Source organism: Kocuria gwangalliensis (genome assembly GCF_039544365.1).
Taxonomy (GTDB): Bacteria; Actinomycetota; Actinomycetes; order Actinomycetales; family Micrococcaceae; genus Kocuria; species Kocuria gwangalliensis.
This window is the reverse complement of the sequence record NZ_BAABLN010000017.1, coordinates 60591-74300: the sequence shown is the minus strand read 5'-3', so window position 1 is coordinate 74300 and position 13710 is coordinate 60591. Positions and strand designations below refer to the sequence as shown.

General features: G+C 64.6%; 12 protein-coding genes. 6 read left to right on the top strand and 6 right to left on the bottom strand.

Features of this window, described 5'->3' with window-relative positions:
- The first annotated feature begins 160 nt into the window (after positions 1 to 160).
- From ABEA06_RS07670 to ABEA06_RS07660, 3 genes are read left to right on the top strand one after another with little or no spacing between them, the layout of a single operon-like run.
- The gene (locus ABEA06_RS07670) at positions 161 to 766 is read left to right on the top strand and encodes a TetR/AcrR family transcriptional regulator (protein WP_303381980.1); all 606 of its coding nucleotides are present in this window, start codon (positions 161 to 163) and stop codon (positions 764 to 766) included.
- Positions 763 to 2454 carry an MDR family MFS transporter gene (locus tag ABEA06_RS07665; protein WP_345311093.1) on the top strand — a complete coding sequence of 564 codons (1692 nt, stop codon included), beginning with the start codon at positions 763 to 765 and terminating at the stop codon, positions 2452 to 2454. Before ABEA06_RS07670 ends, ABEA06_RS07665 begins: the two co-directional genes overlap by 4 nt.
- A gap of 13 nt (positions 2455 to 2467) precedes the next feature.
- Positions 2468 to 2860, top strand: a complete 393-nt coding sequence (locus ABEA06_RS07660; RefSeq protein ID WP_345311092.1) for a VOC family protein — start codon at positions 2468 to 2470, stop codon at positions 2858 to 2860.
- A 156-nt stretch (positions 2861 to 3016) separates the two neighbouring features.
- On the opposite strand, the gene ABEA06_RS07655 is transcribed toward ABEA06_RS07660, so the two are convergent.
- The 4 genes from ABEA06_RS07655 to galU all read right to left on the bottom strand — a co-directional run bounded on the left by ABEA06_RS07655 (position 3017) and on the right by galU (position 7362).
- The gene (locus tag ABEA06_RS07655) at positions 3017 to 4660 is read right to left on the bottom strand and encodes a CYTH and CHAD domain-containing protein (protein ID WP_345311091.1); all 1644 of its coding nucleotides are present in this window, start codon (positions 4658 to 4660) and stop codon (positions 3017 to 3019) included.
- 99 nt (positions 4661 to 4759) lie between these two features.
- The gene (locus tag ABEA06_RS07650; RefSeq protein WP_312395270.1) at positions 4760 to 5674 is read right to left on the bottom strand and encodes a hypothetical protein; all 915 of its coding nucleotides are present in this window, start codon (positions 5672 to 5674) and stop codon (positions 4760 to 4762) included.
- A gap of 79 nt (positions 5675 to 5753) precedes the next feature.
- Positions 5754 to 6440 carry a GNAT family N-acetyltransferase gene (locus ABEA06_RS07645; protein ID WP_345311090.1) on the bottom strand — a complete coding sequence of 229 codons (687 nt, stop codon included), beginning with the start codon at positions 6438 to 6440 and terminating at the stop codon, positions 5754 to 5756.
- 13 nt (positions 6441 to 6453) lie between these two features.
- Entirely contained in the window at positions 6454 to 7362 is a 909-nt protein-coding gene (galU, locus tag ABEA06_RS07640) for a UTP--glucose-1-phosphate uridylyltransferase GalU (protein ID WP_312395274.1), read from the bottom strand.
- A 174-nt stretch (positions 7363 to 7536) separates the two neighbouring features.
- On the opposite strand from galU, the gene ABEA06_RS07635 reads away from it, so the two are divergent.
- The 3 genes from ABEA06_RS07635 to cpaB all read left to right on the top strand — a co-directional run bounded on the left by ABEA06_RS07635 (position 7537) and on the right by cpaB (position 9595).
- Positions 7537 to 8157, top strand: coding sequence for a 5-formyltetrahydrofolate cyclo-ligase (locus tag ABEA06_RS07635; RefSeq protein WP_312395275.1), 621 nt, complete (start codon positions 7537 to 7539; stop codon positions 8155 to 8157).
- 47 nt (positions 8158 to 8204) lie between these two features.
- Positions 8205 to 8504, top strand: coding sequence for an FmdB family zinc ribbon protein (locus ABEA06_RS07630; protein ID WP_303382263.1), 300 nt, complete (start codon positions 8205 to 8207; stop codon positions 8502 to 8504).
- Between the two features lie 416 nt (positions 8505 to 8920).
- Positions 8921 to 9595, top strand: coding sequence for a Flp pilus assembly protein CpaB (gene cpaB, locus ABEA06_RS07625; protein WP_345311089.1), 675 nt, complete (start codon positions 8921 to 8923; stop codon positions 9593 to 9595).
- A gap of 44 nt (positions 9596 to 9639) precedes the next feature.
- Here cpaB and ABEA06_RS07620 read toward each other — a convergent pair whose 3' ends face one another.
- Both ABEA06_RS07620 and ABEA06_RS07615 read right to left on the bottom strand, forming a co-directional pair.
- Entirely contained in the window at positions 9640 to 9855 is a 216-nt protein-coding gene (locus ABEA06_RS07620; protein ID WP_345311088.1) for a hypothetical protein, read from the bottom strand.
- Positions 9856 to 9877: 22 nt separating this feature from the next.
- A complete protein-coding gene (locus ABEA06_RS07615; protein WP_345311087.1) occupies positions 9878 to 13675 on the bottom strand; it encodes a DUF4011 domain-containing protein in 3798 nt (1265 codons plus the stop codon).
- Positions 13676 to 13710 lie beyond the last annotated feature (35 nt).

The following is a 13710-nucleotide window of genomic DNA, read 5'->3' as shown; positions in this document are numbered from 1 at the left end:
CCTACGAAACCGCCGCCTCCGCTACGCTCACGGAAGCGGCATAACCGAAACGACACCGTGTCCACGATTCGGGGTCAAGGCCCATCCACAACACAGATACCAACTTGCACTTGTGCAAACTTGCACGAGTGCATAGTCTGCACCGGTGCCAGAAGATCACATGTCATTACGCGAACGGCATCGAGCCCGGACCTTCCGCGAGATCCACGAGGCGGCGTGGGAACTGACCCAACGCGGCGGATACGGCGCCACCACGGTCGAAGCCATTGCCGAACGCGCGGGGGTTTCCAGGCGGACCTTCTTCAACTACTTCCCCTCCAAGGAAGACGCGGTGCTGGGCCTGAAGCCGGTTCACATGCCGCAAGAGGATGTGGAGCGCTACCGGGACCCCGCCAACGGCGATGAGTTCTCGCGTACCGTACGACTCTTCCTGGCGATCCTCCGGCATTCCTCGAGCTTCAGCGCCACCGGCAAGGAACGCAAGGAGTTGCTCGCGGCCAACCCCGAATTGTCCCGAAAGATCGGCCTGCACATCATGACGGCCGAGTCCTTGGTGGCCACCACCATTGGGGAGCATCCCGGCGGGACGGCCAGCACCCGGTCGTGCGAGACGTCCCAGGCGTACGTCCTGATGGCCGGGTCGGTCCTCAAGTACGTCTACCGAAACAACGAAGACCTAACCATCAATTGCGATCCGGACGTCCTGGACCGTGCCGTGGAACAGGCACTGTCCGTCTTTAGATCCGCATTCAAGGAGATTTCATGAGCCACAGCACGTCATCTGCAACGACCAGGCGGTCGGGCAGACACTTGGCGGAACCCACGCCCCGACTGGTGCTGCTGTTCGCCGCCCTGATGATGGTCATGCTGCTGGCCGCCCTTTCGCAGACAATTCTTTCCACGGCGTTGCCCACCATGGTGGGTGAACTGGGCGGGGTGGATCACATGAGTTGGGTCATCACGGCCTACATCCTCGCGTCGACCGTCATGATGCCCGTGTACGGGCGGATCTCCGACCTCCTGGGACGCAAACCCATCCTGCTCGCCGCAGTCGTGTTGTTCATTGTCGGTTCGTTGATCGGCGCCGCTGCCCAGACCATGGGCCTGCTCATCGCGGCCCGCGTGGTTCAGGGACTGGGCGGCGGTGGGCTGATGATCCTCTCCCAGGCAGCCATTGCCGATGTCGTCCCGGCCCGCGAGCGCGGCAAGTACATGGGCGTCATGGGTGCGGTCTTCGCGGTGTCTTCCGTGGCCGGCCCGCTCCTGGGCGGTTGGTTGACCGAAGGGCCCGGTTGGCGCTGGGCCTTCATCATCAACATTCCGTTGGGCGTCCTGGCTTTCACCGCCGTTTCCGTGTTCCTGAGGATTCCTCGCCCCGGACGCGCCAAGTCCCTTCACATCGACTACCTGGGCATGGTGCTTCTGGCGTTGGCCACCACCACGCTCATCCTGATCTGCACGTGGGGTGGCCAACAGTACGACTGGCTTTCCCCGCAAATTATCGGCCTTGCCCTGACCACGATTGTCGGTGTCATCGCGTTTATCGTGACCGAGTCGAAGGTGAAGGACCCCGTGATTCCCCTGTCGTTGTTCTCGGACCGGAACTTCACGTTGACCACGGTGGCCGGCTTGATGGTGGGCATTGTCATGTTCGGTGCCCTGGGGTACATGCCCACCTACATTCAAATGGCCAAGGGTGTGGACGCAACCACTGCCGGGCTGTTGATGACTCCCATGATGGGCAGCCTTCTGGTCACCTCCATCGTGTCCGGGCAAATCGTGTCCAAGACGGGCAGATACAAATTCTTCCCCTTGATCGGCATGGTGATCACCGGGCTGGGGTTGTGGCTGATGTCCACGATGACCGCGTCCGATCCCATGTGGAAATTGTGCTTGTTCATCGCCGTATTCGGTGCGGGCATCGGCCTGAGCATGCAGATCCTGGTGCTCATCGTGCAGAACTCGTTCCCCAACCGCATGGTCGGTACCGCAACGGCGTCCAGCAACTTCTTCCGCCAGGTGGGCGCCACGGTCGGTTCGGCCGTGGTGGGTTCTGTGTTCGTGACGCGACTGCATGATCTGCTGGCCGAGCGTATGCCGCCGGCCGCCGCGAACGCGCCGATCAGCGCCAACTCTTTGACACCTGGCGCAGTGCAGGGCCTGCCGGATGCCCTACGTTTGCCCGTGATCGACTCCTACAATGATGCGCTGCTGCCCATCTTCTTGTTCATGGCGCCTCTCACGCTCATCGCCCTGGTACTGCTGTTCTTCGTGGTCGAGAAGCCCTTGGCCACCAAGATCGACCGTGACGTGGTCGCCTCGGACTCCGATGAGCCCGGTGAGTCAATCGGCGCGGACCCCGCACTTCACGGTACGGATCCGGCCGTCTCCGATCCCTCGCCCGCTACCCTGGAGGAGAGGTCGGACCATTACGCCGTCTCATCCCGCCCTTGACGAGGAGTTCACCGTGCGCATCCGAATCACCATCACCAGTGTCCTGGTGGACGACCAGGACAAGGCCCTCGAGTTCTACACCGACGTGCTCGGCTTCGAACTCAAGCACGATGTCCCCGCCGGCGGGGCCCGTTGGCTCACCCTCACCGCACCCGGCGACCCCGAGGGCGTGGAGCTCCTCCTCGAACCGGACGCCGGCCCCGGTGCAGCCGAATTCAAATCGACCCTGAAATCCGCAGGCGTGCCCTACACCCAGTTCCAGGTGGACAACGTGCACGAGGCCCACGACGAGTTGGTCGAGAAGGGTGTGCAATTCACCGTGGAACCCACCTCCGCCGGTCCGGTGAGCATCGCGGTCCTGGATGACACGTGCGGCAATCTCATCCAGCTCATCAGCGACAACTGACCTGCACTGTGCATGACCGTCAAGGGATCGACGGTACGACCGGAACCTAGCGTTTTCAGGGTCGTACCGTCGATCCTTTTGCGGACCACGTCAGGGTCGGGGCACCTCAGGGCCGGGGCACCGGCATCATTCGGGCGTTCTAGCGCGCTTGGGCCGTCAATTCTCGCTCGGCAGTTCCCGTCGAATGTCCGTCACCAGATCACTGATCAATTCGGGAGCATCAGCCAGGCGGGCCCGCAACGAGGCCATCTCGATGCCGTGCAGCAGTCCCACCGCATAGCGATCCTTCCCGGTGCGCTGGAAGTTGCGAGCCACGCGGGCCAACCAGTGTTCCATGACCGCGCAATCCGTGAGGGAACCGAGTTCGTCCTGGTAGTCCTTCGCGTACGACGCCGCTTTGGACCGTTTCTTGCCCGGCTCGACATCCGCCCGGTCCAGGGCATCGCTGACGTAGCGCACGGATTTAATGGCCTTGCGGGCGTCGTGTAGGTGATCGAAGTAGACCGCCAGATCCACGGAGTCCTCATTGGCCAGGGCCAACCGTTCGCTGAGTTCGGCACCCAGCTCGCTGACCTCTGCTCTGCCGGTCTGCGAGTCGACGGTCGGCTCGGCCGTGGCCTGGTGAATCACGTCGGTCAAGGCGGTGCTCATCACGGCCTTGGCGAACTTCTTGGCCGACAGATGCGCCGCCTGCTCCCCGAATGAGCTGTCCCGGGACAGGGCCCGCAGGTCCGTCAGCAACTGAAGGTGCTCGGGACTCTCCAGCATGCGACGAACGACGCGAGCGGCGTCGGCAATGCTCGTCTCCGATGCGGCAAACAGGTCCTGCCGGGCGGAGGCCGTGATCTGGCCCTGGAATTCGCCGTCAAGGCGCTCATGCAGTTGTTCGGCCGCGACCTCTTCGTCGCGGGCATCACTGAGCGCACGCGCCAAGATCTTCAGACGATTCTCGAGATCGCCTCCCACCTGCTTCGGGATGTAGTCCCGGGAGGCGTGCAAGACGCTGCGCAGGGCCCGACTGCGCACGCGCATTTGATGCACGGAATCCTCCGAACCGATACGCACGGCGAAATCCCAATGCTGTAGCTGGCGCGTCAGGGATTCGCACATGGCGTTCAGGACATCCTGGCCGGTAGCCGGTGAGTCCCTGCCCGAATCTTTAGCTCGCTGTGGCTCGGCCGACACCGTGTCCTGGCCCAGGGCCCGGGCGATCTTGGCCGGCGACGACGAATGAACCGCTCCCGCTTTGAACAACACGTCCTCCACGGCGGTGAACACCGCCTTGGACTCCTTCTTGCTCAGCGTGTGGGAGCTCAACTCGGTCTCACACTCGCTCCATTCCCGATCGACCCCGGAGCGCTCATCCCGGGCGCGGACGAAATCCACGCACAGCACAGCGTGCTGTTGACCGTCCTCGGTGCTGATCGGATACTCGGTGCGTTGGGTGTTGATGGTCGCCACGGGGCTCAGACGCTCGCCCAGCGTGATCCCGACGAGCGTCCTACGCAGCACCGCGGGCATCCGGTCGGAGCTCTTGAGGGGCTCGTAATGCAACTCCCCGCGGACCTTGCCGGCCTTGTACTTCACGTGCCAGCCGTCGTCGCCGCCACCCGCACGACACCGCACGGCCACATTGGCCGCGCTGAGCGCGTAGTCCTCGGTGTCGTAGTACGCCGCGGTCATGTCATGGATCGCGGGCTCCCCCACCGTGAAACCCTTGATCTTGTGCGGCTTGAGCTTGGCAGCCTGTTCGGGTGACAGGTCGTACTTGCGTTCGATCTCCCATTGGTGCTGTGCCATGACACTCCCTAGATATGAAACGCGCCGCGACCTGCCCTCATGGGAACGGCCGCGGCGCGGTGTCTAGATACTCTTCTCAGAAATTTGCGGTGCTACGCGCTACGCCCGGCGACGTTTCAGGACATCGTCCAAGTTGAGTGCGGTGGATTCCCGTGAACCGGCCTCGGCCGCGTCCCTCAGAGTGCTGGACTTGGCGGCCGGTCGCTGCGGCACCTGCAGGGGTTCGGGTTCGCGCGGGGGAACTATCGGGGCCTGCGTGTACAGCGGCTTGGGAACCGGAACCGGCTTCCAGGTGGTCTTGCCCTCGAACGTGGGGGCGGTGGAACGGGCGACCTTGAGCGCTTCGGCGCGCAGCTCGTCCACCGTATAGGCGGGCTCGTGGGCCTTATCGACCGCCTCGTACTGCGGCTGTTCCACGGATTCGGGCAGATCGAGTGCGGCCTTGGCGCGGCGTTCGCGGACCTGCTCGTCCTGGCGGTTCTCGTCCTCATTGTCGAAAAGCTTCTGCTCGGGCTGCTCCACCGGCGCGCTCACGGAGCCGCGGGCGCGGCGCACGTTCTGCTCTTCGACGGCGAGATATCGCAGACCCGCCACGCAGCCGACACCCAACAGCGTGAGAACGGTGGGTACGGCCCAGGTCACGGCGGTGAAGGGTGCCATGACGCCGGTGATCAATGCGGTGAACAACAGCATGGCGCCGGCCAGAAAGATCAAGGTCCGGTCCCACCGGATGCGCATGCCGGCCATGGGGCGGTGCGCGGCTGCCGCGGTGGACGGTTCCGTTACCGGCGTCTCCATGGTGCTCTCCCGTTCGTAGGTTGACGTCTTGGGTGCAAGACTCACTGCAGTGCGCTGGGGGCCATGGCGGGGCGCATCGAACCGAAGGTCGCGCGCGTCCACTTGAGCCAGCACGGGGGTGTCTTCACGACGCAGGATTCGAGGTGCCAGCCATACCGCGCACAATACGCACACGATGGCCAGAACGGCCGAGCTACTTACCCATGTCAATCCCACGACCCCCACCATAAAGGAGCACGGCACGAATTCTGTGCCACGCAGCACCGTGTTGCTGACGGCGATGTCTTTCGCTGCCTTATGAAGCGGTGCTTTCTTCAGGATACCCTTGCCGGGCCCGTCGGGTTCGGCCCGTGCGCACGCTCATGGGTTCATCGGAGCCGGTGAAGCGGTGCACCAGCCCGCGGGGAACTTCGGGTGACGTCAACGCAAAGCTGCGGTGATCACGCCAGTGCCCGGAAATGTGCAGGAAGTCTTTGCGCAATCCTTCGTCCCGAAATCCGAGTTTCTCCACAACCCGCAATGATTTGACATTCTCCGGCCGAATATTGATTTCCATCCGGTGCAGACTCAAATGCTGGAAGCAATAATCCGTGGCCATCGCAACCGCCATGGGCGCTATCCCCCGGCCCGCCTGGGCAGCGTCCACCCAGTACCCCAGACTCGCGGACCGGAATGACCCCCCGATGATGCTGGAAACGCTCAGCTGCCCCACCAACTCGTGACGGCACGTGTCCGGGTTCAGCTCCGTGATCAACCAGGGCAGGCACGTGCCCTGTTTCGCCTGGGCGCGCATGAGCCGCACGAACTGACGGTAGGTGGGTGGATCTCCCCCCGGCAACGGGTTGCTGGCTTCCCATGGTTCCAACCACTCGCGGTTCCGATAGCGGACGGAGTCCCATTCAGCGCGGTCACGCATGGACAATGGGCGCAGCGTGAGCTGCGCCCATTGCACGCTTACCGGCCACACCACGTCAGTGCTCACGGTTGCTCGGATGTCAGTCCTGCAGATCCTTGGCGAATTCTTTGACCCATTCGCGCAGGTCCGGGCCCAGATCGCTGCGCTCACACGCCAGCACGATGTTGGCCTTGAGGTAGGACAATTTGTCGCCGGTATCAAAGCGGCGGCCCTTGAAGACCACGCCGTACATGCCGTGCGCCTGATCGCCCTCGTCGGAGATCGTCTGCATGGCGTCGGTCAGTTGGATTTCACCGCCGCGACCCGGGGCGGTGTTCTCCAGGATCTCGAAGATCTCGGGATGCAGTACGTAGCGGCCGATGATGGCCAGGTTGGACGGAGCCTCCTCCGGGGAGGGCTTTTCCACCAGGCCGTTGACCTGGACGTACTCTTCACCGTCCACCGCGGTGATGTCCGCGCATCCGTAGGCGCTGATCTGATCCTTCGGCACCTCCATGAGGGCCACGACGGACCCGCCGGTGGCTTGCTGGACGTCAATCATGCGCTCCAGCAGATCTTCGCTCTCGTCAATGAGATCGTCACCGAGCAGCACGGCGAAGGGGTCATCGCCCACGTGGGTTTTGGCACGCAGCACCGCATGACCCAGGCCCTTGGGGTCCTGCTGGCGGAGATAGTGGATTTCGCCGAGGTCGGAGGCGTGCTCTACTTCTTTGAGCAGCTTGTCCTTCCCGGATTCGTTGAGGGACGCCTCGAGCGCGGGTACGCGGTCGAAGTGATCCTCCAGGGCGCGCTTGGAACGTCCCGTGATCATCAGGACATCGTCCAAGCCGGCATCCACGGCTTCCTGCACAACGTATTGAATGGCCGGTCGGTCTACCACCGGCAACATTTCTTTGGGCATGGCCTTGGTTGCGGGCAGGAAACGGGTTCCCAGACCCGCCGCGGGAATGACCGCTTTGTGGGCGCGCTTGGTTTGATTAGGGCTCATAGACTCAGGTTAACGGACGATTCTTCCGAGCAACTGATTGAGGCGAAATATGCAGGCTTTGTCATCGTGGCTTCATAAGGGGACAACCGGCTCCCACCTGTTCCCCGCCACGGACTACTGCTCGAACCGACCACGGAGGGGGTTGTGATGGGCTCCGGAGACTTGAACGGGGCCATGAAAACTGACCTGCGCCAGCGCATCCTGGCCGAGCGGCGTCGTCGTTCACGCGAGGTGCGCGAGGCGGCGTCGCACGCGTTGGCCGAACACCTGATGCGGAAGTTGGCCGTAACGTCCACCGGGGACCTTGCCGCCTTCCTTCCCCTGGATACCGAACCCCCGCTGCTGGCCGCCCTCGAGGCGGCCCACCGTGGCGGCCACCGGGTCTGGGTTCCTGTGGTGAAGTCCGACCGCGCGATGCTGTGGTGCCAATGGCGGCCGGGCATCGCCCTCGCGGCAGGTTCGTTGCCCGGCTTGCGTGAACCGGTGGGGCCACGGCACGACATCGAGGTTTTCGAGACGATCCACCTCATGGTCATCCCGGCCGTTGCGGTGGGCGCCGACGGCGTTCGGCTGGGTTTCGGGGGCGGCTACTACGACCGCTTCTTGGAACGTCTCGCAGCCGCGCAGCCATTACCGGAAATGCTCGCGTGCGTGTTCCACGACGAGATCCTGGATCCGGGCAGCATCCCGCACGAGTCCCACGACGCCGTGATGACCCAGGCACTGACCGAACGCGGCATAGTAGCCCTTGGGGGCATCGAAGATCACACCCCCGCCCCGACCCGGGCGGAGTAGAATTGGCACTCGGTCCACACCAGTGCCAACCCGTAGTGAGGAATTCCGTGCCCGTTTACGCCTACGGCTGCAAAGATTGCGGCCATGCCTTCGACATCCGTCAGTCCTTCTCGGATGACGCCCTGACCGAGTGCCCCGAATGTGGCGGTCAGCTGCGTAAGAAGTTCAACACCGTGGGCGTGGTGTTCAAGGGCTCCGGTTTCTACCGCAACGATTCTCGTTCGGACGCCAAGTCCTCCGCTACGTCCGGATCGGAGTCGTCAGCATCCAGCTCGGTCCCTGCGGAGTCATCCTCATCCGGTTCGACTGAGAAAGCCGTGTCCTCAGCTTCCCCTTCAGCCAAATGACAAGGTGCCTACTACCGCGGAAAGGCGCGTTCTTTCGAGAACCACCAGAGCGCCCCGCCGACCACAAAAAGCGGGAGTCCGACCAGCCACAGGGGCCCAAGAAAGGCTGCCATGAGTGCGGCACCTTCATCGGAGCCACTACCCAGATGCGGTGAAAGCCACCCGTTCCAGGCGATGGCCAGACCCGAAGCCAAGAGCAGCAAACGTTCCAAGGTGCCGCGTCACTAGAAACACCTCGACATGTCATTTGCATGCCACTCCAGGACGAAACGTCACGCTTGGGCTAGACGTGTCATGCCTTCAGTACTGTTATTTCTCCCTCCACAGACCCCGCGCTTCGGGTGCTCCGATCCACGATGTCCCCAGCGTGCAGCCTGCCAACAATGGCGATCTGGAATTGCTCGTATTGTTCGGGCATGAGTCCACGAGCCCGCGCCCGCTATCCGCTGAGTCTGCGCTTTCGCACGGCGGTGAACCGCCGCCACCGACTGGTTGCCGCCGCACTGTGTGCCGTGGCGCTCACCCTGCTGATCCTGCGCTTCGCTCCCCCGAGCGCACAGACTTCCCCCGTGCTCACCGTCGTGAATCCGATCCCGGCCGGGCAGGCATTGACCAGTTCGGATCTGAACGTTCGGGATGTCCCAACCGATTGGGTTCCGGACGGCGCTCTCACGGATCCCGCGCTCGTGACGGGTCAGCCGGCCACCGTGGCCCTGACGCCCGGCCAAGTCCTGACCGAGTCCGCCGTGCTCGGTCCCGGACTGCTCAAGGGTCAGGCGGAAGGCACCACGGCCGCCAGTATCCGTGTCAGTGATCCCGCCGTGCTGCGGCACATCCGTCCCGGGGACAGCGTGGACGTGGTTCACCAGCCGGACAGCGCCGAACACGACACGCTGAAGACCGTGGCCGAATCCGTCACCGTGCTGTGGAGCGCGCCCGCGGATGCCGGCCAGGACTCGTCACCGTTGTCGGTCTCCGGAACCGACACCGATCTCGGCCTGGTGGTCCTGGCTGCGCCCCGAGACATTGCATCCGGCCTGGCTGCCCTGGATGGTTCCGGACGGACGTCGTTGGTGCTGGTCGCCGATTAGTTCGGGGTCTGCCCAATGACCTGCCGGGCCGGTGCGTTGAGCTCTCAGCCCCAGTGCGGTGGCCGCTGTTCCTTCAACCATTGCTCGTGGTCGCGGTCGGACTGTGCTTCCGTAGCACCGGACTCTGCTCGATCCGGATCACCCGGTCCGGCGGACAGCGCGGGATCATTGACTGCCAGGTTCGGGTCCGGCACACGCCCACCGGTGGCTCGTCGCTGGCCCCTGCGCCGCTTGCCCGTTTCGGGGGTCTGCTCAGACATGGCGTTATGTGCCGTTGACTCGTCACTCATGGCTGTTCTCAGTGTTTCTCGCCGTCACCCGGGTGTTCAGCCCCAGGTAGCGCTGCACCAGCGAAGCCACGGTCTGCGGGTCCGTGAAGACCTCCACGGACCACAGGCTCACATAGTTCCAGCCAGCCCGTTCGAGTTGCTGCGGGATCAGCCGGGAGCGTTCCCGCACACTCAGTTCTCGGCTGCGGTCCGATCCGTCGGATTCCATGGCCACGGGAATACGAGGAGGCTGGCTGCCCTGGGCCGGCTGCACCACGGCACCGGCGGACAGGGACTCGGCGTCAGCGTAGGCCACCACATCAATGATGTCCGCGTAGCCCGTATGTACCGTGGCACCGGCTCGGCTCAACCGGTGGGCGAGGTCCGCGACCAGGGCATCCGCGGCGTCGCCGGTGTTCGTGACGGGCGCCTGGGCCTTCTCGGAAACGGTGGACTCGCCGAACAGCAGCTCAAGCATGCGGTACATGTCTCGCGCACCGTACTGCAGGCGGCGTTCCTCGGTGTCCTTGGGGTGGATGGACGTGACGATATGCGTATGCCTGCGCGCCCGGGTCATACCGCGAACAAAAGCCTGCCGGCCGTTCTTCTCGGACAGCGCGCCCAGATTGGCAGTGGAGCGCCCTGAGGTGGTCCGGCCGAAGCCCAGCGAAAAAATCACGGTGTCTCGTTCGATCCCCGCGGCGCGATGGAGTTCGACCACGCGGAACGATTCCCGGCCCGGCGCGAAGAAATCCGCCGTCTCACCGTTCTCACGCAGCCGCCGCTGCACGGCCTGGGCCACCCGCGTCGCATGCATCGCGCTGGCCGTCACCACGGCCAGGGACCGCTCGGGGTGGCGCAATGCGTGGGCAAAAACCAGATCCACCGTGCGCGCAACCTCCGCCGACGGCGCCTGCACCCCTTCCGTACCGGCGGTCAGCACACCCACGCCGTCCGCAACGTACTCCGCGGACATTCCCGTGGTCGGGCTGACCAGCTCGGCCGCGTGCGGGAGGCGAGACAGCGCGCCGTCGTAGAACGCGGAGTTCAGGTAGTTGAACAAGCGCGGGTCCATGGCGCGGCGCACCGACGTCAAACCGCGCTGATCAAGCACCCGGCTCAAAGCCTCGAAGGCGGACTCCAGTTCGGCCACCGGTTGCGGGTCGTCGCCGGAATTCTGCTGCGGCGCCACGGTGAAGGGGTGTGGATTACCGGCGTGCGGGTCCCCGAACGCGATCACCTGATCCGCGCGCACCAGGGCGGGCAGAGTAGCCGCCAGCGGCGTGGACTCGGCATCCAGAATAACCACGGTGTCGATGTGCTGATCCTCGGCCAGGGTGGCCGAGAGCACGAGCGGGCTGGCGGTCCACACGGGGACCAGCTGTTTGACGAGCTCTTCCGCCGCGCTCAAGTGCGCCGGGCGTATCCGACCCGAACGCAACATGTCTCGGAGATTGCGGGCGGCCACGGGCCCGCGCCTGATGCTGTGCTTCCAGCGGGTTGCGAGTTCGTGGGTCAACCGGGCGGGTGCAGAGGCAACATGGGCGGAATCCGCTCGCCGAAAGGTGGACTCGGCGCGGCGCAGTTCATGACCGTGGGGCATGGCCACGAAGTCATCGCCGCTGATCATTGCCTCGAGGACGGACTGCCACCAGGCCAGCTCCAACTCACCACACACCTCGTGGGCGGGAACTCGCCGGTCCTGCATGTCCTGCAAAAACTCACCCAGCCCGCGCGAACGCAGGTCGTCCAGGAGCATGGTCCGCTCCGGCAGGGTGGCCAGGTGAGCCTCGTCATTGATGAGTTCGTCCAGCGTGGTTTCCAGCTGCTCCACGTCCGCGGATTCCAGTGTGGCCGCGGTGGCCGAGCCCTCCAGGGCAATCGAGAGACCTTCGAGGTCTTCGGTGAACCGACGTTGGATGTCACGGACCTCGCGTGCCCGCTCGGACACCGCCGGTTGCTCCAGGGAGGTGGCCCAGGTGCGCCAGCGGTCCCGTTCGGACTGCACCTTGACCAGCGCGGCGTGCAGGTCCGAGATGTGCACGCCCGGGCGCATGTACTCCTTGGCGGCCTTTCGCAGCCGCGAGCGCTGCAGGCCGGTCATTTCGATCCTGTGATCCCGGCGCCACCCCGCGGAAGCGGTCGCGGCAATCAGGTCGGTCACGGGACGGTCGTAAATGTCCGGGGTGAAATGCTTGAGTGAATCGCCCACCTCGATCACCAGGGACAGCTGTTGGGCCCACTCCTGGATGGTGGCGGCCGGTCGCAGCCCGGAGACGCCCAGCACACTGCGGACCCCGGTCTTCAGGGTGGTCAACTCGAGCAACAGCGATTTGGCCAGCTGATGGGCCTCATGGGCCTCGTCGTCGTTGACGAGCCGGGCGCCATTCCATGGACCCGCCAGGGTCTCGGCGTCAAAGGCACCCAGTCGGGCGGCGCGCTCCAACTGCTTCTCCACCTCGGAGCGGTGGGACACGGCGTCGAGCACCGAGCGGCGGAAGCGCACGGGCGTCTGCGGGCCGGGGTCGCGTGCGGTCAGCTCCGCCAGGGCCTGCATGGCCTGATAGGGCGAGGCCTGCCAGCGCGGACGCACCGCGTGCAGGGATTCCTCGTGGCCGCGCAGTTGATTGCGCGTCAACGTGAGGGCGTCGTGAAGCTGGTCGAGGTCCGGCTCCTCAGCGCTTTCGTTGCGGGCGATGGCGCGCACGAGGCGCTCCGCGACGTCGTCGTCGCTTAGATGCGACCCCAACGGCAGGACCAGAGAATCCAGGCCCAGACGATTCCAGGAGCGAGTGAAGGCGGCAAGTGTGGTGCGGGATTCGCCCAGCACCAGGACACTTTTGTTGCGGTACACGAGCGAACCCACGGTGGCCACCACCGTGTCGATCGCGGGGGTGCCCACGGGCGTGCCCACCACAAAGCTTTCGCCCTGTTCGGCGAGGTCCACGACCTCCTGCTGGCTTTCGTCCAGATCGGCCAGCGCCAGTTCCTGGGCGGGGTCGCGGTGGTCCAAGGGCTCGGCACGGTTCTCGAGCGCGGCAACCACCGGGAGCTTGCCCACCTCGCTGTTCTTCAGGCGCGCAAGATCTCGCACGAATGCGGTACGAGCGGCAACCTTCTCGTCCGCGGGGCGTTCATGCAGGTCCGCGAAGGTGGACACGAGCAACTGATGATCCACGTGCATGCCGGGAACGTGCGCGGCCAGTTGCCTCAGTGTTTCCAACACGGGTGCCGGATCCAGGCGACGGGTCCCGTAGGCCAGCCGGGACATCTCCCCGGTGGCAAGCTCCACGCCGTAATCCTCGCGCAGCCTCCGCACCAGTGCGGGATTCAACCGCGCCGGTGCCACAATCTGGAGCTCGAAGTCCTTACCGTCCTGGCGCAGCTTCACGGTCACCGGCGCCAACAGCACGGGCGCAATGAAACGCCGCTGCCCGTCCACCGCGGGGTTGGTCAACCACGACGCCGTTCCGGCCGCCAAATACGCCGCGTCCAGTCCGTGCATGACCGAGAGTTCGTGGATCTTGGTGCGCAGGGCACGTGCCGAACGCGCCGCGCGTTCGTAGGCGGGGTCCTGATGACGGATCATCGTGGACAGCCTGGTGGGGCGGCCCATCAACAATTGCGCCTGACCCGAGGAATTGGCTTCCGCGAGGTCGATGCACACGTTGTCCACGCGATTGAACTCCAGCAGCGTGTCCGGACCGGTATAGGCATCCATTTGCTGGGTCCATGCACGCAAGGACACCCTGGAATCCGTCCCGGTCCGGGGGGTGTTCTCGGGGCGTTCTGGGGGCGCGTCTGCAGACATGAGTCTCCTACTCACGAGTGCGCCGACCGCTCCGC